Annotated in this window: 19 protein-coding genes; 18 read left to right on the top strand and 1 reads right to left on the bottom strand. The window is 53.2% G+C overall.

Translation table 11 applies throughout. From position 1 onward, the window contains the following. The first annotated feature begins 719 nt into the window (after positions 1 to 719). From nifB to MHI45_RS11985, 15 genes are all read left to right on the top strand, one after another. Positions 720 to 2,084 (top strand): nitrogenase cofactor biosynthesis protein NifB, encoded by a 1,365-nt coding sequence (nifB, locus tag MHI45_RS12055; RefSeq protein WP_341119084.1) that lies wholly within the window; start codon positions 720 to 722, stop codon positions 2,082 to 2,084. Positions 2,085 to 2,090: 6 nt separating this feature from the next. After that, the gene (gene nifH, locus MHI45_RS12050; protein WP_038595941.1) at positions 2,091 to 2,957 is read left to right on the top strand and encodes a nitrogenase iron protein; all 867 of its coding nucleotides are present in this window, start codon (positions 2,091 to 2,093) and stop codon (positions 2,955 to 2,957) included. A 136-nt stretch (positions 2,958 to 3,093) separates the two neighbouring features. Then, on the top strand, positions 3,094 to 4,551 hold the full coding sequence (nifD, locus tag MHI45_RS12045; protein ID WP_038595939.1) for a nitrogenase molybdenum-iron protein alpha chain: 1,458 nt from the start codon (positions 3,094 to 3,096) through the stop codon (positions 4,549 to 4,551). After that, entirely contained in the window at positions 4,548 to 6,107 is a 1,560-nt protein-coding gene (gene nifK / locus MHI45_RS12040; RefSeq protein ID WP_341119083.1) for a nitrogenase molybdenum-iron protein subunit beta, read from the top strand. The genes nifD and nifK overlap by 4 nt, the downstream gene beginning before the upstream one ends. A gap of 203 nt (positions 6,108 to 6,310) precedes the next feature. After that, entirely contained in the window at positions 6,311 to 7,675 is a 1,365-nt protein-coding gene (nifE, locus tag MHI45_RS12035) for a nitrogenase iron-molybdenum cofactor biosynthesis protein NifE (protein WP_052092279.1), read from the top strand. Then, positions 7,665 to 8,993, top strand: a complete 1,329-nt coding sequence (gene nifN / locus MHI45_RS12030) for a nitrogenase iron-molybdenum cofactor biosynthesis protein NifN (protein WP_076110766.1) — start codon at positions 7,665 to 7,667, stop codon at positions 8,991 to 8,993. Before nifE ends, nifN begins: the two co-directional genes overlap by 11 nt. Then, positions 8,968 to 9,372 (top strand): nitrogen fixation protein NifX, encoded by a 405-nt coding sequence (gene nifX, locus MHI45_RS12025; RefSeq protein WP_038595931.1) that lies wholly within the window; start codon positions 8,968 to 8,970, stop codon positions 9,370 to 9,372. Before nifN ends, nifX begins: the two co-directional genes overlap by 26 nt. Then, positions 9,356 to 9,922: a DUF269 domain-containing protein gene (locus MHI45_RS12020; protein WP_076110765.1), complete on the top strand. Its 567-nt coding sequence runs from the start codon at positions 9,356 to 9,358 to the stop codon at positions 9,920 to 9,922. The genes nifX and MHI45_RS12020 overlap by 17 nt, the downstream gene beginning before the upstream one ends. A gap of 36 nt (positions 9,923 to 9,958) precedes the next feature. Then, positions 9,959 to 10,711, top strand: coding sequence for a HesA/MoeB/ThiF family protein (locus MHI45_RS12015; RefSeq protein ID WP_076110764.1), 753 nt, complete (start codon positions 9,959 to 9,961; stop codon positions 10,709 to 10,711). After that, positions 10,708 to 11,850, top strand: coding sequence for a homocitrate synthase/isopropylmalate synthase family protein (locus tag MHI45_RS12010; protein ID WP_076110763.1), 1,143 nt, complete (start codon positions 10,708 to 10,710; stop codon positions 11,848 to 11,850). The genes MHI45_RS12015 and MHI45_RS12010 overlap by 4 nt, the downstream gene beginning before the upstream one ends. Positions 11,851 to 12,159: 309 nt before the next feature. Then, positions 12,160 to 12,933, top strand: coding sequence for a Cof-type HAD-IIB family hydrolase (locus MHI45_RS12005; RefSeq protein WP_076110762.1), 774 nt, complete (start codon positions 12,160 to 12,162; stop codon positions 12,931 to 12,933). Positions 12,934 to 13,236: 303 nt separating this feature from the next. Further along, positions 13,237 to 14,592, top strand: coding sequence for a BclA C-terminal domain-containing protein (locus MHI45_RS12000; protein ID WP_256718108.1), 1,356 nt, complete (start codon positions 13,237 to 13,239; stop codon positions 14,590 to 14,592). Positions 14,593 to 14,816: 224 nt separating this feature from the next. Continuing rightward, positions 14,817 to 16,508: a glycoside hydrolase family 13 protein gene (locus tag MHI45_RS11995; RefSeq protein WP_076110814.1), complete on the top strand. Its 1,692-nt coding sequence runs from the start codon at positions 14,817 to 14,819 to the stop codon at positions 16,506 to 16,508. A gap of 139 nt (positions 16,509 to 16,647) precedes the next feature. Continuing rightward, positions 16,648 to 17,382, top strand: a complete 735-nt coding sequence (locus MHI45_RS11990) for a class I SAM-dependent methyltransferase (protein ID WP_076110761.1) — start codon at positions 16,648 to 16,650, stop codon at positions 17,380 to 17,382. Positions 17,383 to 17,424: 42 nt separating this feature from the next. Beyond that, on the top strand, positions 17,425 to 18,429 hold the full coding sequence (locus tag MHI45_RS11985) for an MBL fold metallo-hydrolase (protein WP_076110760.1): 1,005 nt from the start codon (positions 17,425 to 17,427) through the stop codon (positions 18,427 to 18,429). Positions 18,430 to 18,642: 213 nt separating this feature from the next. Here MHI45_RS11985 and MHI45_RS11980 read toward each other — a convergent pair whose 3' ends face one another. Beyond that, complete coding sequence (locus tag MHI45_RS11980) at positions 18,643 to 19,242, bottom strand: phosphatidylglycerophosphatase A family protein (protein ID WP_076110813.1); 600 nt, start codon at positions 19,240 to 19,242, stop codon at positions 18,643 to 18,645. Between the two features lie 271 nt (positions 19,243 to 19,513). Between MHI45_RS11980 and MHI45_RS11975 the strand changes: the two genes are divergently transcribed. The 3 genes from MHI45_RS11975 (at position 19,514) to MHI45_RS11965 (ending at position 22,217) form a co-directional block, all read left to right on the top strand. After that, complete coding sequence (locus tag MHI45_RS11975; RefSeq protein ID WP_076110759.1) at positions 19,514 to 20,638, top strand: GerMN domain-containing protein; 1,125 nt, start codon at positions 19,514 to 19,516, stop codon at positions 20,636 to 20,638. Between the two features lie 186 nt (positions 20,639 to 20,824). After that, positions 20,825 to 21,583, top strand: a complete 759-nt coding sequence (rph, locus tag MHI45_RS11970) for a ribonuclease PH (protein ID WP_038595913.1) — start codon at positions 20,825 to 20,827, stop codon at positions 21,581 to 21,583. 1 nt (position 21,584) lies between these two features. Then, a complete protein-coding gene (locus MHI45_RS11965) occupies positions 21,585 to 22,217 on the top strand; it encodes an XTP/dITP diphosphatase (protein ID WP_076110758.1) in 633 nt (210 codons plus the stop codon). Positions 22,218 to 22,541 lie beyond the last annotated feature (324 nt).

Raw genomic sequence — 22,541 nt, 5'->3', positions numbered from 1 at the left:
CCCCTCATTTGGATGAACATATTAAAAATAACCCTGCAATACCAATAGTGTAACCAAATTTATATAAAAAAGACCTTTACCAAACAGATTAGCCTTTGGAATAAAGGTAACCTGATTGGTAAAGGTCTCGCTAACAATAGTTCATTGCCAATAAAGCCGGAGAATATCCTCATATTCTCGTATTGACGACTTTATTTAACAGCTACTCCCCTTTACGGGATATATTAAATTTTATTGGTTGCAGGATTGATCTAAAAGTATCATATATGACCCGAAGGATAATGTCAATGCCTCCTGTAATTAATTCTCAATGAAAAATGACTGTGATGGAAACGGAAACATGATACATAAATGTTATGTAAGTTTACATATGTTATGACGAAACTGCAAACATAAGGAAAAATAAGGCTATTTTAGCTTAAACATAATTGACGGTGTTGAGGTTTGAAAATATTATGAGATTAATCAAAGCGGTTGAGTAAGTTTGGAGTTATGAAATATAACATACTAATTCCAATCATGCTTAAAGTCTTCTAAGTGTAAAGGTTTCAGGATGTTAAGCTCCGTAAAACAAAGCATATGCTTCCGAAGCGAGTTTTACTCGAAGTCAAATCAAGGAAGTAATGCTCGTAAAACAAAGCATATGCTTCCGAGGCGAGTTTTACTTGAAGCTAAATCAAGGAAGTAATGCTCGTAAAACTTTTAGGAGGTGGGAAATAATGCAGCCGTCGTGTATATCAAATGAAGCAGAGGAGGAGATTAGCCGCCACCCTTGCTACAGCGAGGAAGCCCACCGGTTTTATGCCAGAATGCACATCCCGGTTGCTCCCGCCTGTAACATCCAGTGCAATTACTGCAACCGCAAGTTCGACTGTGTGAATGAGAGCAGGCCGGGCGTGGTCAGTGAGGTGCTGTCGCCGGAGCAGGCGGAACGCAAGGTAAAAGGGGTTGCAGCGCAGCTTATGCAGCTCTCGGTGGTTGGTGTAGCCGGACCTGGAGATCCGCTGGCGAATCCGGAGCAGACCTTCGATACGTTTGCCCGGGTCAAAAGACATGTGCCTGATGTGTCCTTATGCCTTAGCACGAATGGACTTACACTTTACCGGCATGTGGATGAGATTATCGAGCTAGGTATCCGCCATGTCACGATCACCATCAACGCCATTGATCCGGATGTCGGCCGCGAAATCTATCCTTGGGTATTCGATGAGGGAGTGCGGTACGAAGGGAGAGAAGCGGCGGAGCTGCTGATCAGCCGCCAGCTTCAAGGTCTTGAAATGCTGGGGAAGCTCGGAATTCTGGTTAAGGTCAACTCCATTATGATTCCGGGGGTCAATGATCATCATCTGCCTGCAGTGTCCAAAAGAGTAAAAGAGCTCGGGGCCACACTGCATAATGTAACTCCGCTAATTATCGCGCCGGGCAGCCAGTATGAAGCGGACGGACGCAAAGCGCCCCGTCCCAAGGAATTGCACAATCTGCAGGAGCTGCTTGGGCGCGACGGCATGAAGGTTATGCGCCACTGCCGGCAATGCCGGGCTGATGCCATTGGACTGCTGGGCCAGGACCGCAACCAGGATTTTCCGCTGGAGGCGATGGAGGACGATCCGGCAATCAATGAAGCAGCCAGGGCGCAGTTCCAACATGATCTGGATGCCAAAATCCGCGAGCGCGTCAAAGTGAGGCGAGCAAGACACATGCAGGAGAATGCTCCCAAGATTAGAGTCGCCGTAGCTACTAGAGGCGGTGACAAGGTCAATCAGCATTTTGGGCATGCGACCGAATTCCTGGTGTACGATACCGACGGAGCAGAGGTACAGCTGCTCGGTGTCCGTAAGATCCAGGCGTACTGCCACGGCAAAGCAGATTGCAACGGCGATAAAGCCGCCACGCTGCAGGAAATCATCTCCATTCTTAGTGACTGCCGCATTCTTCTCTGCTCCGGTATCGGCGAAGGCCCACGGGTCAGCCTGAACAAAGCCGGAGTATTGCCTCTCGTCCGCAAATGTGGAATACAGGAAGCTATTCTCGAAAGCGTCAAGTACAGCTCTTATTTTGAAAATATAAACATTTCGAAGGGATGATGAAAAATGAGACAAATCGCTTTCTATGGTAAAGGCGGTATCGGTAAATCGACAACTTCACAAAACACCCTGGCTCAGCTGGCTACAAAATTCGGACAAAGAATTATGATCGTAGGCTGCGACCCCAAAGCCGACTCCACCCGCCTCATTCTGAATACCAAAGCTCAACAAACCGTGCTTCATCTGGCGGCTGAGCTTGGCTCCGTAGAGGATCTGGAACTGGATGATGTACTGCAAACCGGCTTCGGCGACATCATTAACGTAGAATGCGGCGGACCTGAACCGGGCGTAGGCTGCGCGGGACGCGGGATCATCACGGCAATCAACTTCCTGGAGCAGGAAGGCGCTTATTCCGATCTGGATTTCGTATCCTATGACGTACTGGGCGACGTTGTATGCGGCGGCTTCGCAATGCCGATCCGCGAGAACAAGGCGCAGGAGATTTACATCGTCTGTTCCGGGGAGATGATGGCCATGTACGCTGCCAACAACATCGCACGAGGTATCTTGAAATATGCCACCAGCGGAGGTGTAAGACTGGGCGGTCTGATCTGCAACAGCCGCAACACGGACCGTGAAGACGAGCTCATTATGGAGCTTGCCCGCCGCCTGAATACACAAATGATTCACTTTGTGCCGCGCGACAATGTGGTTCAGCATGCTGAGCTGCGCAGAATGACCGTTGCCCAATATAATCCGGAGCATGCTCAAGCCAAGGAATATGAAATCCTGGCGGAGAAGATTCTGAACAATAAAATGCTGACGATTCCGACCCCAATTACGATGGAAGAGCTGGAGGAACTGCTGATGGAATTCGGCATCATCGAAGACGAAGAAGCAGCTATCCAGAAGCTGCAGGCTTCCGGACAATAAGCGGCAGGCGGGAGTTTACGCGAAATCCGGTGAACGGGAGTGGAGAGACGGCTGAATCACCGGAATTGCTCATTGTGGCACGAGAAGCCACGCAGGCGGCTTAGGCTTCCTGCACCACGAAAAGGAGGGTCAGCAAATGGGACTGGATATCGAGGCGAATAAAAAACTGGTTGAAGAAGTGCTGGAAGCCTACCCCAAAAAAGCGAAGAAAGACCGGGAAAAGCATTTTCAGATCAATACGGAAGAAGCGAAAACCTGCGGCACATGTGCGCTGAAGTCCAATATTAAATCCCGTCCCGGCGTCATGACGCCGCGCGGATGCTCCTATGCAGGATCTAAGGGCGTGGTATGGGGACCGATCAAGGATATGGTTCATATCAGCCATGGTCCTATCGGGTGCGGCCAATACAGCTGGGGGACCCGCCGCAACTATGCCAACGGGACGCTTGGGATCGACAATTTTACCGCCATGCAGATTACAAGCGATTTCCAGGAGACAGACATCGTGTTCGGCGGGGATAAGAAGCTTGAAGTGATTATGCGTGAGATTACCGAGATGTTTCCGCTCGCCAAAGGGATTTCTGTTCAATCCGAGTGTCCGGTCGGTCTGATCGGCGATGATATTGAAGCAGTATCCAAAAAAATGGCCAAAGAGCTGGAGATGCCGATCGTTCCGGTGCGCTGCGAAGGGTTCCGGGGTGTGAGCCAATCGCTGGGCCATCATATTGCCAACGATGCAATCCGTGACTTCGTGCTCGGCAAAGCTGAACTGGCTGAAACCGGCCCTTATGATGTCAATATTATCGGCGATTATAATATCGGCGGTGATGCCTGGGCTTCCCGTATCCTGCTGGAAGAAATGGGTCTTCGCGTCATTGCCCAGTGGTCCGGCGACGGTACCTTGAATGAGCTGGAAATCGCCCATAAGGCGAAGCTAAACCTGATTCACTGCCACCGCTCCATGAACTACATGGTTGAGCATATGGAGAAGGCCTACGGTATTCCTTGGATGGAATACAACTTCTTTGGCCCTTCCAAAACGTATGAGAGCCTGCGCGCCATCGCCGCTTTGTTTGACGAGACGATCCAGGAGAATTGCGAGAAGATGATCGCGAAGCATAAACCGGAAATGGATGCCATTATTCATAAATTCAGACCGCGGCTGGAAAATAAAAAAGTGCTCCTGATGATCGGCGGTTTGCGTTCCCGCCATACGATCGGCGCTTATGAGGATCTCGGCATGGACATCGTGGCTTCCGGCTATGAATTTGCCCATAAAGATGATTACGAGAAGACCTTTCCGATGATGAAGGAAGGCACGATCATCATGGATGATCCAACGGCGTATGAACTGGAAGAGCTCGCACAGAAAATGAATGTTGACCTTGTGGGCTCGGGGGTTAAGGAGAAATATGTATACCACAAGATGGGGGTTCCGTTCCGCCAAATGCACTCCTGGGATTACAGCGGTCCGTATCATGGCTTCGACGGCTTCAAGATTTTTGCCAAAGACATGGATATGACCGTGAACAGCCCGGTGTGGAATCTGATTAGCAAGAAGGAAAAAGTCCAGGCAGAGGGGGCGAGCATATGAGCAAAGACAGACTGGAGATTCCAGATTATAACTCTTTGTTCTCGGAATACCGCTTCGTGCAGCAGCGGGAAAATAAAAAGCAGTTTGAAGCGCCCTGCAGCGAGCAGGAAACGGCTGAAGCACTCGCTTATTCTCAATCTGCGGAGTATATGGAGAAGAACTTTAACCGTAAAGCGGTTGTCATCAATCCGCATAAAGCCTGCCAGCCGCTTGGCTCGATCATGGCTGCGCTCGGCTTCGAGAAGACCTTGCCCTTCGTGCACGGTTCGCAGGGTTGCAATTCTTATTTCCGCAGCCATCTAAGCCGTCATTTCAAAGAGCCTACCCCTGCTGTTTCTTCTTCCATGACTGAGGATGCAGCTGTGTTTGGCGGCATGAGCAATCTGATTGACGGGCTGGAGAACAGCATTGCCCTCTACAAACCGGAGATGGTTGCGCTTTGTACGACCTGTATGGCCGAGGTTATCGGTGACGACCTGTCCTCCTTCATCGGCAATGCCCGTCAAAAGGGTGTGATTTCGGAAGACTTCCCGGTTGCTTTCTGCAACACGCCAAGCTTTGTCGGATCACACATCACCGGGTATGATTCGATGCTGAAAGGAATCCTCAGCTATCTGTATGACCGTTCAGGCATTCAGGCTGCTCCGGGAAGCGGCGAAGAAACGGGGGAGAAGCTGAATGTTATGCTTGGCTTTGAGCCATACACCGGCAACTTTGCGGAAATCCGCAAAATTCTGAATGCCTTTGACACCAAATATACGTTCCTTGGCGATCACAGCGGCAACTATGACTCTCCGGCCACGGGAGAATACGAATATTATTACGGTGGAACGAAGCTTGATGATGTGCCTCTGGCCGCTAACGCGCTCGCTACGCTGTCGCTGCAGAAATACACGCTCAAAAAGACGCAGGATTATATCGGCGGAACCTGGAAGCAGCCGATCGCTGCGATGTCCACACCGCTCGGCATTACAGGAACCGACAAGCTGCTGGATACCATCAGTGAGCTGACAGGTCTTCCGGTGCCTGCATCGCTTACTGAAGAACGCGGCAGGGTAGTAGATGCCCTTATGGACAGCCACCCTTACATTCACGGCAAGCGGGTGGCACTGGTCGGTGATCCCGACCTGCTCATTGGACTCATCGGGTTCTGTCTGGAAACCGGGATGGAGCCTGTGCATATCGTCTGCTCGAATGGGGATGTGGACTTTAATGATGTGAAATTCAAGGAGGAAGCCGAGGCGCTGCTGGCCTCCAGTCCGTACGGCTCGGAAGCCGCTGTTTATATCGGCAAAGACCTGTGGCATATGCGTTCATTGCTGCTGAACGATCCGGTGGATCTGGCGATCGGCAGCTCGCATCTAAAGTTCGCAGCCAAGGATGCGAATGTGCCGCTGATCCGGGTGGGGTTCCCGATCTTTGACCGTCATCACATGCACCGTTATCCGGTTCTTGGATACCAAGGTGCACTGAATTTGCTCAGTCTGATCGTTAATACTGTTCTGGATGAGCTTGACCGCAACCATTCCGGGTTCAACTTTGATCTGGTGCGGTAAGAGAAAACACATGGATTTCTATGAATTTTAAAATAGTTAAGTTCCCGGCGTTCTCGTTTTCCCCGGATATTCGCTCTCCTGTTTCAGGCGAATTCCGGGGAAATGGCAGGCCGGGATTCTTGCAATGAACTATAAATGCTGTTTCATAGATGCAGGATTGCCTGTAGTAAGCATCCACCTTTAACGAAGGAGATGAAGAGCCGATGGACCCTGTGCGAAAAGACGAATTTGATTCCGAGGCTTGCGGGAGCCTCTCCCCCAAATCCAAGCCTTGTCCGCGGCCCAAACCGGGTGAAGCGGCCGGAGGCTGCTCCTTCGACGGAGCCCAAATCACATTGCTGCCGATTATGGATGCCGCACATCTAGTCCATGGTCCGATTGCCTGTGCCGGGAACAGCTGGGAGAGCAGAGGGGCGTTGTCCAGCGGGCCTTCTCTGTCCCAGTATGGCTTTGCTACGGATCTTAATGATTCCGATATTATTTTTGGCGGGGAAAAGAAACTGAAGGAAAGTATCGACTATATTGCCGGGCGCTTTGCGCCTCCGGCAATATTTGTATATTCAACCTGTGTGACGGCTCTGATCGGCGAAGATATGGATGCTGTGTGCAAGGAGGCAGGGGAACGGCTGCATATCCCTGTTATTCCCGTGAACAGCCCGGGTTTTGTCGGCAGCAAGAATCTGGGCAACCGGCTGGCGGGTGATGCTCTGCTGCAGTATGTGATCGGAACAGGGGAACCGGAGCCGGGAACTCCGCTCGGTGTCAATTTGATCGGTGAATATAATATTGCCGGTGAAATGTGGGATATCGAGAAACTGATGAACAGTGCCGGAATCGCCGTAACCTCGCGTATTACAGGAGATGCCAGATATAAGGAGATTACCTGGGCGCACCGTGCCAAGGTGAATATGGTGGTCTGCAGCCGCGCGCTGCTCGGTCTTGCCAAAGAGATGGAGTCGAGATATGGCATCCCTTATTTCGAGGGCTCTTTCTACGGGGCTAAGGAAACGACGTATTCCCTGCGCCAAATGGCGTATCTGATGAATGACCGTGAAATGGAGCGCCGGGTCGACCGTTTGACCGAGCGTGAAGAAAGCCGGCTGGCCATGGATTTGCGTCCGTACCGCAAGCTGCTGAAAGGAAAAAAGGCGGTTCTGTACACCGGCGGCGTTAAGAGCTGGTCCGTGATTTCAGCACTTAAAGAACTGGGTGTTCAGGTGGTTGGAGTCGGCACGAACAAAAGCACAGAGGATGATGTGCGGCGTATTGCCGACCGGGTGGGGGATGACACCGAATATATTCCGGAAGGCGGTGCGAGCCGGATTCTCAAAACTGTACGGGAACGTAAAGCTGATATCATGATCGCCGGCGGGCGCAATATGTATGTGGCGATGAAAGAGCAAATTCCCTTTATTGATATCAACCAGGAGCGGCACAAGGCTTACGCCGGGTATGAGGGGCTGCTGCGGCTGGCCAAGGAGCTGACGTATTCCCTGGCGAACCCAATCTGGAAGCTGGCGTCCAGTCCTGCTCCATGGGATAAGGAGGCTCCGCCCTATGACCGTTAACCGGAGAAAAAAGCCCGCCTCGGTCAATCCGATCAAGATTGGCCAATCGCTGGGGGCTGTTCTGGCCCTACAAGGCTGCTACCGCGCCATGCCGCTGATTCACGGCTCCCAAGGCTGTTCCGCTTTTCCCAAAGCGCTGCTTACCCGGCATTTCCGCGAGCCGATCGCCGTACAGACCTCGGCGCTGCAGGAAATGGATGTTATTTTCGATGCTAACCGCAATTTGGAGGAGGCGCTCAATCTTGTGCTGAGCAAGCACCGGCCCGATATTATCGGCATTGTGGGAACAGAATTGACCGATGTGGCTGGAGTGGACTACCAAAGCCTGCTCAAGATGTATAAGCGGGAACGCAATATGCGCGGCGGGCTGGCGTTCTCCGTCGTGCTGCCCGACTTTCGGGGCTCATTGGAGTCAGGGTTCAGCACTACAGTGGAGGCAATGATCGACGAGATGATCCAGCAGGTTGGACACAGGGGTTCAAGGAATGTGAATACCCGCCAGATTACGCTGCTGCCGGGCTCCTTTCTAACACCTGCAGATGTGATGGAGCTGAAGGAAATGATCTCCTCCTTCGGATTTGACGTTATTGCTGTACCGGATATATCCACCTCGCTGTCCGGCCATCTGCTGACCGGGTTTTCCCCGCTGACCCGAGGCGGTGTACCGCTGGATTCCATGCTGCAGAGCCTGCAGTCCGGCCTGACGATTGCCGTCGGAGCCAGCATGGAACGTCCGGCCAGAAGGCTGCACAATGCACTGGGCACACCCTACAAGGTATTTAATGGAGCCATGGGGCTCAAGGCGACAGACGAACTGCTGCATTTCCTGCATCAGATCAGCGGCGAGCCGGTGCCGCTCCGTTATTGCTGGCAGCGGGAGAATCTGCTTGACAGCATGCTGGATGCGCATTTCCAATTTGCCGGAATGTCGGTGGTGGCCGCGCTGGAGCCGGATCATCTGTATTCCGTCTCAGGCTGGCTTGAGGAGCTGGGCATGGAACAGAAGGCGCTGATTGCATCCTATGAAACTCCGATTGTTGCAGGTATGGAGCGGGAGGTATGGGTAGGTGATCTGGATGATGCTGAGGTTCTCGGAAAAGACGCGGATTTATGGATCAGCAACTCGCATGGGATCGCAGGGGCAGAACGTATTGAAGCTGCATTTCTGGCAGCTGGTTTTCCGGTCTGGAGCGAGCTTGGGGCGTATATGTCCGTTTCGGTCGGCTATAGGGGTGCTATGGAATGGAGTAATAAAGCTGGGAATTTGTTGATGCGAAGGGAGGCTGAGCGCCGTGAAGGTAGCGTTCGCCACAGATGACGGAAACCGTGTAAATGCCCATTTCGGGCAAAGCCCAATGTTCGCTGTTTACAATGTGGCCAAAAATGGCGGAGAGCTCTTGGAGCTGCGCAAGCTCCCCGCCCTGCTCAATGAGGATGAAGCAGGCAGGATCGACAGCCGCCTGGAGGCGATAGGTGATTGTACCCTGATCTTCATTATGCAGATCGGGGCCTCCGCAGCGGCGAGGGTCACCCGCCGCAAGATTATGCCGGTGAAGGTACCCTTTGGCAGTCCGATTGATGAGCAGGTGAAACGGCTGGTGGAAATGCTTCAGGGCAAACCGCCCATGTGGCTGGCTAAGGTGCTGCGGGCGGAAGAAGAAGGCGAAGGGGAGGGAGTAGATGGAACCCATGGCTAAGACGAACATTAGTCTGTCAGGAGAAGCGGCTCAAGAAGGCGCGGCAGTACAACGCCGCAGCCGCTCCAGCCACAAGCCGCTGGATCCGGATACGGCGGATGCTTTTGTCCGGCGGTTATGCTATCTGCTGGATACGGAGGACTTCTTTGGAAAATACGCTTCGTTTACGCCGCAGGCAAAGATCGCCAAGCAGTTTCTGGCTTCCGCCGAGGACAAAAGCAAGTCGGAATTTAACTGTGCCGTATCTCCGGAAGTGCGGCATCAGGTGCCGCTTGTCTTTCAGGCCGTCGCCGGCGTGATGGAAGAAAAAAGCGGGGTTATCGTACAGAGCACCGCCGAGATTAATGGTGAAGGCTTTGGGCGCGGACTGCTGTACACCGGAAGGGTGATCCTCGTTCTCAGAAGCCTGCGGGCCGGTTTCCCCTTTCCGTTCACGGCGGAAGAGAAGGTGATCCGCTACGGGGTGGAGTGTGTGGAGGAAGGGCTGGCTTTTTTGCATAAATATAAGGAAATTACGGCCCTGCACGGTTTGCTTAGCCTGGAGGGCTAGCCAGTAAACGAATATCAGTCACAGGGGGAGACAGGGATGGAGCAGCTTGCCGGAGGTTTGGAGCTGGAACGGTATGCCCGGCAGCTGAAGCTGCTTGGAGAAAGCGGACAGCAGGCGCTGAAGGAAGCTACGGTTATGGTGGCCGGAATCGGCGGACTTGGAGGAACGGCTGCACTGTATTTGGCAGCGGCTGGCGTCGGCAAGCTTATTTTAGCCCATGAGGGAATCATCCTTGCACCGGATCTCAACCGGCAGATTCTTATGGACAGCGATCACCTGGGCATGGAACGGATAAGCACGGCGGCAGCGCAGCTGAAGCGGCTGAATCCGCATGTGGAGATCGAAGGGCATAATTCCAAAATTGAATATGAGATTGCCAAACCCTGGGTAGAGAGCGCCGATATTGTGATTGACGCCCGCTATGATTTTCCGGAGAGATATGCGTTGAACCGCATTTGTGTGGATACCGGGACGCCCATGGTGGAAGCTGCGATGTATGGCTTTGAAATTTCGCTTACCACTGTCGTTCCCGGGGAAACGCCCTGCCTGGAATGCCTATATCCAGATCTGCAGCCGCAGTGGGAACCGTTCGGGTTTCCAGTTTTGGGAGCTACGTCCGGAATTGCGGGTTGTTTGGCAGCACTGGAAGCCGTAAAATGGATTACAAGGGTAGGGACAACTTATGCGGGCGTAATGCATCGCTTCAGCTCACTCGACTTCGCCTGTTACAGCGTTGGGCTTACCCGTAATCCGAATTGCGCTTGCTGCGGAGAAGGAGGTAAACCGTGAAAAGTCTCAAGCTATGTGACACGACACTTAGGGATGGTGAACAGGCGGCTGGAGTTTCATTCACGAGGGCGGAAAAGCTGGAAATCGCAAAGTTGCTGTCGGAGTGCGGAGTAGAGCAAGCGGAGGTAGGCATTCCTGCCATGGGCAAGCGGGAGCAGGAGGATATTGCGGCAATCGCCGAACTGGGGCTTCCTATGAAGCTTATGACCTGGAACCGCTCGGTCCTTGGCGATATCGACAAGGCGCGCAGTACCGGAGTGAACTGGAGCCATGTGTCCATTCCGGTCTCGGAGATTCAGCTTCAGGGCAAGCTTGGGCTGACGCCGGCTGAAGGGTTGAACAAGCTGCTTCGTGCGGCGGAGCATGGACTCAGGCTGGGGATGACGGTATCGGTAGGGATGGAGGACTCCTCCAGAGCGAATATGGACTTCCTGGTTGAATTGGTGAACAGCCTGTATAAAGAAGGAATCCGCTGGTTCCGTTATGCGGATACCGTATCTGCCCATCATCCCGGGCAGATGACGGAGCGGGTAAGCACGCTGCTGGGGGCGGTTCCCGCGGATGTGGAGCTGGAAGTGCACTGCCATAATGACTTCGGGCTGGCATGCGCCAACACACTTAGCGGCATTGCCGCAGGTGCGGTTTGGGCCAGCACCACCGTAGCCGGCATCGGCGAACGCACGGGCAACGCGGCCATGGAGGAAGTCGCCATGGCCTGGCGGCATTTGTACGGCGGGGAGAGCGGTGTGCGGATGGATCTGCTCAAGGGTTTGGCGGATAAGGTTATTGCCGCCTCCGGGCGCAGTGTCGGCGATGCGAAGCCGATTGTGGGGCAGCTGGCATTTACGCATGAGTCGGGAATCCATGTGGACGGGCTGATGAAGGAGAAAAGCACGTATCAGACCTTTGATCCTGCGGAGGTGGGGCGGACGCACCGCTTCGTGCTGGGCAAACATTCTGGAAGCAATGGTGTAGTCCATGTGCTGGAACAGAGAGGACTTGAGGTGAACGCCGACACGGCGGGGCGTTTGCTGGAACGGGTCCGCGTATATGCGGAGTCCAGAAAAGACACCGTTCCGGAGTATTTGCTGGTGCAGTGGCTGATGGAGGAACAGCAGCGGGCCCAGAATGCGGTTTGAGCACCTGGAGCAAGTGATGAAGCAAGCAGCGTTCCGCTTCCTTTGTGGAGGCGGAACGCTGCTTGCTTTTTTTGGAAATATAAGAATTTATATGTTTCACACGATAACTTATCCTTCTATTTCTCGCTGAAACGGTACCGTCCTTAAAAAGGACGGCGAAGCCGTTTCCACTTGCGAGTACTCTTGTTCAGAAGGCTTCTGTGCTGTGAAAAGAGCTGCGTTTATTGTTGAAAACTTGCATAGCTTACTGTAAGCAACTACAATCTGAGCAGGATAGATTCATAGAGAAAGCAAGAAGAATGGAGAGCCATGACTACAAAGACGATTTTTTTTGATATTGACGGTACGATTTATGATGAGGATAAGCAGGTGCCTGCCTCCACCAAGGAAGCTATCGCGGAGCTCCAGCGACTGGGCCATCATGTGGCCATCGCTACAGGGAGAGCCTCCTACATGTTTGAGGATCTGCGGGAAGAGCTGGGGATCGATTCGTATGTTTCGCTTAACGGGCAATATGTTGTTTTTGAGGGGGAAGTGATTTACCGCAATCCGCTGGATACGGCTGCCTTGAAGGAGCTTACGCTGTTCGCCGAGAAGCAGGATCAGCCGGTAGCCTATATTGATGCCATTGACATGAAGGTGAATGTTGCGGAGCATGAGTATATTCAGACAAGCTTAGGATCGCTGAAGCTGGCCTTTCCGACGCATGACGCGGAGTATTTTCTGCTGAATGAAATTTATCAGGCGATGATCTTTTGCCCGAAGGAGAGCCAGGACATGTACGCGGAAGCCTACCCCGGCTTCAAATTTATCCGCTGGCATCCGCTCTGTATGGATGTTCTGCCCGGCAACGGCTCGAAGGCTAACGGCATTGCCCAAATGATGAAGCATCTCGGGGTGAAGAAGGAAGATATTTATGCTTTTGGTGATGGCCTCAATGATGTAGAGATGCTGCAATTTGTCGGTCATGGCATCGCGATGGGCAATGCGGAGGATGAGGTTAAGGCCGTGGCTCCATATGTCACCAAGCATGTCAGCGAGAACGGAATTTATGAAGGATTAAAGATGGTGGGTTTGCTGTAGGTTAGGGATTTTTGCGGGTAGAAGGAATAATACAGATCTCGTTTGAAACTAAAGGACTTTCATTGCAGAATCTGCAATAGAATAGTCCTTTTTTGCTGTCGCAGAGAGTTCAATTCTATTAGCTGAAGACGGAGGTGACAAGGCTAAAAACTTATTTTTCGTCTGTATCGGTGAAATCGGTTTGTCCCTCTAGTACATATACCTAGTAAACGCAAAAATATATAGTTGCCTACGAGACGGATGTCTATGCCCTTCAATAGGTGAATGGAGTAGTATACATAAAGTCTATTGGAGGTGTTGAGGATGGGTCGCTCTGAGCATAAGAGTAAGGAGCGGGGATGCAAGAAACCGGATATGGCTTGCCCCTTGCCAAGAAAAAAACATCGAAAAACAAAATGTGCAGTAAACCGAAAATGCCACTGTAAGGAAATCATCGTCAAAAAGCAAATTGTTCGCGTTAATATTCCCTTGGGGGCATTAGGTGCTGCTGGAGCCGCTGGAGCATTGGGAGCGGCAGGAGCTGTAGAAGCATTAGGTGCAGCAGGTGCGGCCGGAGCTGCGGGAGCACTCGGCGCCGCCGGCGCAGCAGGGGCAGTGGGAGCGACAGGTGTAGCTGGAGCACTCGGTGCTGTAGGCGCCGCTGGAGCGCTCGCAGCCGCCGGAGCCGCCGGAGCACTCGGGGCAGCGGGAGCGACTGGAGCATTAGGCGCTGCCGGAGCCGCCGGACTTTTGGGCGCCGCCGGAGCTGCTGGCGCTTTAGGTGCAGTTGGCGCGACAGGAGCACTCGGTGCTGCCGGAGTAGCAGGAGCATTGGGTGCAGCGGGAGCCGCCGGAGCCTTAGGTGCAGTTGGCGCGACAGGAGCACTTGGTGCTGCCGGAGTAGCGGGAGCATTGGGTGCAGCGGGAGCCGCCGGAGCATTGGGGGCCGCCGGTGGCATTGGCCCGGCAGGGCCGACGGGTCCCGTAGGTGCGGGCGGACCCGCAGGACCACCCGGACCTGTAGGACCAGGCGGACCCGCAGGACCACCCGGACCTGTAGGACCAGGCGGACCCGCAGGAGCGCCCGGACCCGTAGGACCAGGCGGAGCCCCAGGACCTGTAGGTCCAACGGGAGCCGCAGGCGCAGTGGGACCCGCCGGAGTTGCCGGACCGGCAGGGCCTGCTGGACCAGCGGGTGCCACCGGAGCGACAGGAGCTGCCGGCGCAGCGGGCCCAGCAGGAGCAACGGGAGCAGCGGGAGCCGCAGGGGGTATAGCCCAGTTCGGATATGTGTATAACCTCGGAGCGCAGGTTGTGCCGATCGAGGCGGATGTTTCTTTTGATACCAACGGGTTCCTTACACCTGGAATAACACATGCCCCGGGAACGACTACAATCTCGGTTGCGAATGCAGGAATTTATGAAGTTAATTTTTCAGTATCGGGTGTAGAACCAAGTCAATTTGCCTTATTCGTAAATGGCGCGCTCGTTCCGGGCACTGTGTACGGCTCAGGTGCGGGCACGCAGCAGAACACGGGGCAGGCTATATTCGCTCTTTCTTCCGGCGATGTACTGACCCTGAGAAATCACAGCTCTGCCGCAGCAGTCACGCTGCAGACGTTGGCTGGCGGCACGCAAGCCAATGTGAATGCATCTATTGTGATTAAGCAATTGAGTTAGTATTTCATAAACCGCATGTCCGGGATAATACAGTTCGATAAAAGGGTGGAAAGACTTCCGAAAGGAGCTTTTCACCTTTTCTAATTCATATAACAGAAGAGAGTTGTTATCGTCTTCCTCCAGTGTGGTTAAGATATATTAATATGTCCGGGCGAAGCCGCGCCGGTTTCGCCGGAGATCAGGATCTTAAACTACAGGAATTGAAGGAAGTGGAGGGAACCGGAGTGAACCCTAAATGGTGGAAAGAAAGCGTCGTGTACCAGATTTATCCGATTAGCTTTATGGACAGCAATGGTGACGGCATAGGCGATCTGCGCGGGATTCTGTCCAAGCTCGATTACCTGCAGAATCTGGGTGTCGATGTCATCTGGGTGTGTCCGATTTATAAATCGCCAAACCATGACAACGGCTATGATATTAGTGATTACTGTGACATTATGAAGGAATTCGGGACGATGGATGATTTTGACCGGCTGCTCAGTGAGATGCATTCGCGCGGCATGAAGCTGATGATGGATCTGGTGCTGAACCATACCTCCCATCAGCATCCGTGGTTTATTGAATCGCGAAGCTCGAAGGATAATCCTAAACGGGATTTTTATATATGGAAAAAAGCCAAAAACGGCGGTCCGCCAAACAACTGGGAATCGTATTTCAGCGGTACGGTCTGGGAGCTGGATCCGGTGACGGACGAGTATTATCTCCATCTGTATTCCAAATATCAGCCGGATCTGAACTGGGAAAATCCCGTGGTAATTGACAAGCTGCATGAAATGGTGCAGTGGTGGCTGAAAAAAGGGGTCGACGGGTTCCGGTTTGACGCGATCGCCCACATCGTGAAGGCGGAGGGTTACCCTGATGCGCATAATCCGGGCGGAGCGCCTACAGTGCGCGCCTATGATATGTTCTCTAACCTGTCACATGTGCACACGCTGCTGCAGAATTTGCACGATCAGGTGCTGTACTTCTACGATATTATGACGGTTGGCGAAACCTCGGGCCTCGGGCCGGAGCGGGCGCTGGATTATGTCGGGGACGGACGCCGGGAGCTGAACATGACCTTTCAGTTTGAACATATGAATCTGGATGCCGCCTCACCGGGCGGAGGCAAGTGGGATGTAGTTCCCTGGCGCCTGACAGAGCTCAAAAAAATCATCAGCAACTGGCAGACCGTCCTGCATGACCGGGGCTGGAACGCCAATTATTTATGCAATCATGACCAGCCGCGTTCGGTATCGAGGTTTGGCGACGATCTCTTCTACCGTGTTCCTTCGGCCAAAATGCTGGCCACCTTTATTCACATGCTGGAGGGTACGCCTTACATTTATCAGGGTGAAGAAATCGGCATGACGAATGTGGCCTTTGAATCAATCGACGAATACCGGGATGTGGAAACGCTCAATTATTATGAGGAAAAGCGTTCAAACGGCGTACCCGAAGCCGACATTATGGCCGCCATACACAAAAAAAGCCGGGACAACGCCCGCACGCCGATGCAATGGGATGATGGAGAAGAAGGGGGCTTCACGACCGGTGTGCCTTGGATCAGAGTGAACTCCAATTTCAAGGAAATAAATGCGGTTAGTGCAGTCAAAGACCCCGATTCAATTTTTACCTACTATAAAAAGCTGATTGAGCTGCGGAAAAATCATCAGGTGATCATTTATGGTGAATATGGACTGTTGCTGGAGGAGCATCCGGAGATTTATGCCTACACCCGTACGCTGGAGGAGCAGCGGCTGCTGGTGATTTTGAATTTTTATGGCCAGGAGCCGGTGTTCGAGCTTCCGGGTGAATTCCAGCCGGAGAAGCTGGAGCTGCTGATCTCCAATTATGCCCCCTCCAAAGAGGAGGATCTAAGAAACCTGAAGCTTCGTCCTTATGAGGCAAGGGTATATCTGCAGCGTCAACGTTGAAAAGCAGAGAGTTGCCATGGCGCGGGAAGTATGGCGAAATGGCGACTCTTTTTTGAGTTTGCCGGCAAAAGGGGTTACAATTGCGGTACATTAGCATACATAGAGAGGTTTTTGCAGGTGCTGAGGGAGGAGAGAAATCATGAGTGAGTGGTATGAAGAGAGCTTTGGAGAAGACTATTTAATTGTCTACAGACACAGGGACTTCGGAGGGGCACGCCGCGAAGTGGAAAAGATGATCGACTGGCTTGCGCTTCCCCATGGCGCCAAAGTGCTGGATCTCTGCTGCGGGATGGGGCGTCATTCGCTGGCACTCTCGGAGGCCGGGTACGAGGTTACCGGTGTAGATTTATCCGAGGCGTTGCTGAGGGAGGCGCGTTCCCAGAAGGGAGCCGGATCGGTGACCTGGGTGCGCTCCGATATGCGGAAGCTGCCGCTGGATGGCGGTTTTGACGCGGTGGTTAACCTGTTTACTTCCTTCGGTTATTTTGAGGAGGATGAGGAACAGGTGAAGGTGCTGCGGGAAATTCACCGGATGCTTAAGCCGGGCGGCAAGTTTATTATAGATTTCCTTAACCCTGCTTATGTAATCCGCCATCTTGTACCACATTCCATTCGTGAGGATGGAGACAATCTCATTGATGAGTCACGCCGGATCGAAAACGGTTATGTGATGAAAGACATCATTCTTACCTCCAAAACAGATCAGACGCCCCGCCGCTACCATGAACGGGTAAAGCTCTATTCGCTGGAACAGTTCAGCAAGATGATCGCAGCCGCAGAACTGCGCCTCGAAGCTGTGCATGGCTGCTACGATGAAAGCGACTATGATGCAGAAAGCTCAACCCGGATGATCTTCCGGGGGATCCGGACTTAGATGGTTTCGGGAAGAAGACTTAGAGGAGGCGGCGAAGATTCCATGCGAAAGCCGGAAATCAAGATAAGGGACAGCGGCATTATCCAGATTTCGGTGCCGATGGCTCCGCCGCTGCGCCAGGTGAACAGCTATCTATTGCCAGACCGGGACGGCAACTATACGGTGATCGACCCCGGCCCGCATACGCTTGAGGCGGAGCTGGCTTGGCAGGAGGTTATGCAGGAGCTGGACTTCTCTTGGGACAAGGTGCGCAGTGTTGTCGTCACACACCACCATCCTGACCATTACGGACTGGCCGGCTGGATGCAAGCCCGCAGCGGCAGTAAGGTGTGGATATCGGAACGGGCTCATGCGGAAGCCCGGATGACCTGGGGAGCGGAGGCCACTCTGAACGAGACGCTGCCGCTCCAGTTCCTCCGGCATGGAATGCCGGAGCATTTGATTCAGGGGATCAGGGAGCATCTGGAGGGCTTCCTTCCCGAGGTAACCCCGCAGCCGGAGGTTACCTATATAAATGCTGCCACCCCTTTTCCGATGGGGGACCGTGAGTGGCAGCCGCTGGTTACCGGCGGGCATGCGCCGGGACATGTGTCGTTTTATCACGGCGGCAGCGGGCTTATGCTCTGCGGCGATGCTGTGCTGCCGCAAATCTCGCCCAATGTCAGCCTGCAGCCCGGCAGTGATCCGCAGCCGCTGCTGACCTTCATGGAGGGGCTGCGTGCGCTGCGCAGCTACCCGGTGGCGATGGCGTTCCCGGGGCACCGGGAACCGTTCGCCGGCTTTGCGGAGCGGCTGGACAGCCTGCTCCGCCATCACGAGGAGCGGCTGGATGCCGCAGCCGCCCTGCTGGGTGAAGGCCCGCTGAGCGGATTCGCCGTCTGCGAGGCTATGTTCCGCAGCCGCGTAACCAGCGCGCATCAGCTGCGCTTTGCCATGGGCGAGACGCTGGCGCATCTCGCCGAGCTGGTGCGCCGGGAGCGGGCGGCAGTAATAGAACCCGCTTCCGGGACGGGTGGCAGCGCGTTGTTCGCTGCTCTGAACCCGTAGAGCTGCTTTAAGCTCAAGCGGCGGCAGGATATTGCCGCGCGCGGAGTGAAGAGGGCGGGGCTGGCGGGAATAAGCAAGCTATAGCGCAACAAAGCAAATAGAGAACAATACTTAAAGCCATGACACAGAGTGAGCGCGATATTTCCGCTGCACTGTGGCATGGCTTTTTATAGTTGCTGCTATTCTCAAGGGACTTGCATTAATCCCTGATCCTCACTCCGGCAAGTCGCTGCCAGCCGCTGGTTTCTTGGCAGCTTCTTCAACATCCTCGGGTGCATGGGGCAGGCCAAGCTCCTGTTCGCGCTCGGCTTGTTTCCGGTGGGCGATACGGCTGCTGGCGGCAGCGGCTACAGCGCCTACGATGTCATCCAAGAACGTATGGATCTCTCCGGTCGTTTTGTCATTGAGCCGTTCGAGCACGCCGGGCTTCAGTTTATCTACATAACCATAATTGGTGAAGCCGATGCTTCCGTACACATTCACGATGGAAAAAGCGAGGATTTCATCGACGCCGTACAATCCTTCATCGTTCTCAATCATGTCCTGCAGCGGGGTAAGCAGCTTGCCTTCCTCTGCCAGCACATCCAGCTGGATACCGGTCAGCACCGCATTCTGCACTTCACGTTTGCTGAGTACCATCTCAACGTTATGGACACATTCCTCCATCGTCAGATTCGGATAATATTTCTTTTGCAGGAGCATGACCAGCTCGGCAATTTCTGTAACGGTCACTCCGCGTTTGTGCATCCAGACTTTAGTTGCTTCCGCAACGGCCTTGCTGTTGAGACTGTAAGGGATTTTTGCATCAGCCATCATCTGTCACCTCATAGTAAGTAGTAGTTTTATTGCCTCTTATCATTTCCTTTTCTTTCCCTTCGAAAAAATCTGAAGGTAGTGAGATTGTACAGATTCTGGCAGTCAATGTCCAGCAGGTGCACTATTTCTGTGAAGTGGAAGTGTAGTGATTTCCCTGCCAATTATTTTACGGCCAATATTTTAGGATAAGCCGTTGTTATTTTTTGGACAGAGGGCTCGTATACATAGCAGTACAATCTGGTATTAACCTTGAAAGGGGTAATTATTGATGAAACATATGAAGCAAATCCGCAATCTTTCGGCGGTTTGTCTGCTGACGGTTCCACTTGCACTGTCCGGCTGCGGTCTGTTTGGCTCAGAGTCGGCAGCGGTTGATCCGCCGCCGGGAGAAGTTGAGGCGCAAATGCTGGAGGTTAGCGGAACTACCGAGCTGGATTCCGGGGTGTTCGCACCGGTTGCCCCGGAAGAAAAAGAAGCTGTAGCTGATAAGGATGCCAAAGCAGCCGCACCGGCAGAGGCCGGGGAGCGGACAACCGTCTTTCTCGAAGATGGCAACGGATTGCTTGCCCCTGTATCGCTTAGCCTGCCGAAAGGCGAGAGCTCTGCCATGCTGAAGGATTCGCTCACGGCACTGGTCAGCAAGGGAGCCTACGCTTCGTCTTTGCCGGAAGGTTTTCAGGGTGTGCTTCCTGCCGGTACGGAAGTGAAGAGTGTCTCCGTGGATAAAGATAAGCTGGCCGTTGTCGAGTTCAACTCTGCCTTTAACGACTACGATCCGCTGGAGGAGCGCAAAATTCTCGAAGCAATTACCTGGACATTAACCGGCCAGGAGGGCATTAAGGGTGTGCAGCTCTGGGTTGAAGGCAAGAAATTGACGGAAATGCCGCTGCTCGGCATCCCGCTGGACCGCGCGCTGACACGCAGCATGGGCATTAATCTGCCGAAGCATGGAACACCGCTGATGAATTCCAGCGCAGTTACGGTTTATTTTTCCGCTGCAGCCCCTGATGGCGTTCATCAGTATTATGTGCCTGTAACCCGGTTTGTACCCGCGGGAGAAGAGCCGCTGAAAGCAGCCTTGAACGAATTGATTGCCGGACCGGAATCCGGAAACGGACTGGAGATGGTAATGACCCAGGAAACTGTGCTCGACTCGGTGAAAGCGGGGCAGAATGGTGTAGTTACAGTCTCTTTGACCGACGATATGTTTGCGGACAGCAAAAATGTTCCCAATGAGTTTCTGGAATCCGTAGTGCTGACAGTCGCGCAAAATGCCGAAGATGCTCCGGTCCAGATTCGCCTGAACGGCAAGGAGACAGTCACCGGAAGCAATAATATTGATTACGGCAAGCCGGTTTCCGCTCCGGAATATGTGAACGAGCTGCCGTTATAAAATGCATCCGGCAGGCTGAAAAGATGCTTTTGTGCCTACTCTTTGGTAGAATAAAGTTTGCCAAGCAGAAACGGATAACGTCCTTAACCGGGGTGTTATCCGTTTCTGCGGAAATCTAAGAATGCAGTGATTTCCGGCAGGCAGCACACAAACTTTAGCTACACAAAGATGCAGGAGGCAGAAAACATGAGATCAAACGGACGTAACGACGACGGGCTCCGGCCGCTGACAATAACAACCCAAACGAATAAATATGCGGAGGGTTCCGTAATCATTGAGATGGGGGACACCAAAGTTATCTGTACGGCAACGGTGGATGAGAAGGTCCCGCCTTTTCTTAAAGGACAAGGCAAGGGATGGGTGACCGCCGAATATTCCATGCTTCCCCGGGCCACACAGACACGCAACCAGCGTGAAGCGGCGCGCGGCAAGCTTACCGGGCGGACGATGGAAATTCAGCGTCTGATTGGCCGGGCGCTGCGTTCGGTTGTTAATTTGCAGGCGCTCGGCGAGCGCAGCATTACGCTGGACTGTGATGTCATTCAAGCGGACGGAGGCACACGGACGGCTTCGATTACGGGTGCTTTTGTAGCGATGGCCTTTGCGATCAACAAAATTGCGCTCCAGCACAAGCTGAGCGTATTCCCGATTACGGACTATCTGGCGGCAATCAGCGTCGGTGTGGTTGGCGACAAAACGCTGCTGGATTTGAACTATGAAGAGGATTCCAAAGCCAAGGTCGATATGAATGTGGTCATGACGGGCGGAGGTGCTTTTGTGGAGGTGCAGGGCACCGGCGAAGAGCGGCCGTTCACCCGCCAGGAGCTGGACCAGCTGCTGGGCTTGGGCGAGAAGGGGATTTACGAGCTGATCGCTGTGCAAAAAGAAGTGCTTGGTCCCATCGCCCTCAAAATACCGTCCGGCCAGCCAGGCCAAGAGGTGTAGTATGAAGACCGCCAGCGGAATTCTGATTGTTGCGACGAAAAATAAAGGCAAGGTGCGCGAATTCCAGCATGTTTTTGCACCGCTTGGGCTGGAGGTCAAAAGTATGTTCGATTATCCCGCTCTGCCGGATGTAGTGGAAGACGGGGTTACTTTTGCCGAAAATGCGCTGAAAAAGTCAAAAGCCGTAGGCGATGCCTTGGGACTGCCCGTTCTGGCGGATGATTCCGGTCTTTGTGTGGATGCCATTGATGGCAGGCCGGGGGTCTACTCGGCACGTTATGCGGGCGAAGGCGCAGAGGACGGTGAGAACAACCTTAAGCTGCTGAACGAGCTGGAAGAACTGAAGCAGGGCGAGGATACCGGCCAGCCGCTGCTCAGCACGGCCCGGTTCGTCTGCGCGTTATCGCTGTACGATCCTGCAAATGGACAAGAGCTTACCGCTGAAGGCAGGGTAGAGGGCTGGATTACCTCTGAGCCTGCCGGCGGCGGCGGGTTCGGCTATGATCCGCTCTTTTATCTGCCGGAATTTGAGAAGACAATGGCGGAGCTGACGCTGGAAGAGAAGCAGCAGATCAGCCATCGGGGGATGGCGCTGCGGCTGCTGACCGAGAAGCTTGCGGCTTCCCGCCAGTAAGAGCCAGCAGGAATTAATACTGATTCGATAACATTGTGGCAGGTAAATTGACATGCGGTGAAAAAAGTCGCAAGAATAAATTCCTCCTATACGTTAAGTAAAAACAACCTGTCTGCGAATTTTGCAGACGGGTTGTTTTATTATTACCCTGATACACTCACGATTGAAACCGTTTACACCAAAAAGAAAGATTATTTCTTTTTTATTTATTTTTATGAAAAAATACTTCATTATTTTTCCTTTATCTGCTATACTCCTAAGAAAGAGAGGGCTGAGTGAGAAAAGGTAACATGATGAGGCTCTCGTCTTATACCACTATCAAGG

It is taken from the genome of Paenibacillus sp. FSL H3-0321, assembly GCF_038002865.1.
GTDB lineage: Bacteria > Bacillota > Bacilli > Paenibacillales > Paenibacillaceae > Paenibacillus_AQ.
The sequence above is the reverse complement of the archived record's forward strand: the minus strand, read 5'-3'. Positions and strand labels throughout refer to the sequence as shown.

Bases quoted from the DNA above. Each gene is read 5' to 3' on its own strand.
- nifB (WP_341119084.1), top strand. From the start codon at position 720: ATGCAGCCGTCGTGTATATCAAATGAAGCAGAGGAGGAGATTAGCCGC.
- nifH (WP_038595941.1), top strand. From the start codon at position 2,091: ATGAGACAAATCGCTTTCTATGGTAAAGGCGGTATCGGTAAATCGACA.
- nifD (WP_038595939.1), top strand. From the start codon at position 3,094: ATGGGACTGGATATCGAGGCGAATAAAAAACTGGTTGAAGAAGTGCTG.
- nifK (WP_341119083.1), top strand. From the start codon at position 4,548: ATGAGCAAAGACAGACTGGAGATTCCAGATTATAACTCTTTGTTCTCG.
- nifE (WP_052092279.1), top strand. From the start codon at position 6,311: ATGGACCCTGTGCGAAAAGACGAATTTGATTCCGAGGCTTGCGGGAGC.
- nifN (WP_076110766.1), top strand. From the start codon at position 7,665: ATGACCGTTAACCGGAGAAAAAAGCCCGCCTCGGTCAATCCGATCAAG.
- MHI45_RS12020 (WP_076110765.1), top strand. From the start codon at position 9,356: ATGGAACCCATGGCTAAGACGAACATTAGTCTGTCAGGAGAAGCGGCT.
- MHI45_RS12015 (WP_076110764.1), top strand. From the start codon at position 9,959: ATGGAGCAGCTTGCCGGAGGTTTGGAGCTGGAACGGTATGCCCGGCAG.
- MHI45_RS12005 (WP_076110762.1), top strand. From the start codon at position 12,160: ATGACTACAAAGACGATTTTTTTTGATATTGACGGTACGATTTATGAT.
- MHI45_RS12000 (WP_256718108.1), top strand. From the start codon at position 13,237: ATGGGTCGCTCTGAGCATAAGAGTAAGGAGCGGGGATGCAAGAAACCG.
- MHI45_RS11990 (WP_076110761.1), top strand. From the start codon at position 16,648: ATGAGTGAGTGGTATGAAGAGAGCTTTGGAGAAGACTATTTAATTGTC.
- MHI45_RS11985 (WP_076110760.1), top strand. From the start codon at position 17,425: ATGCGAAAGCCGGAAATCAAGATAAGGGACAGCGGCATTATCCAGATT.
- MHI45_RS11980 (WP_076110813.1), bottom strand. From the start codon at position 19,242: ATGGCTGATGCAAAAATCCCTTACAGTCTCAACAGCAAGGCCGTTGCG.
- MHI45_RS11975 (WP_076110759.1), top strand. From the start codon at position 19,514: ATGAAACATATGAAGCAAATCCGCAATCTTTCGGCGGTTTGTCTGCTG.
- rph (WP_038595913.1), top strand. From the start codon at position 20,825: ATGAGATCAAACGGACGTAACGACGACGGGCTCCGGCCGCTGACAATA.
- MHI45_RS11965 (WP_076110758.1), top strand. From the start codon at position 21,585: ATGAAGACCGCCAGCGGAATTCTGATTGTTGCGACGAAAAATAAAGGC.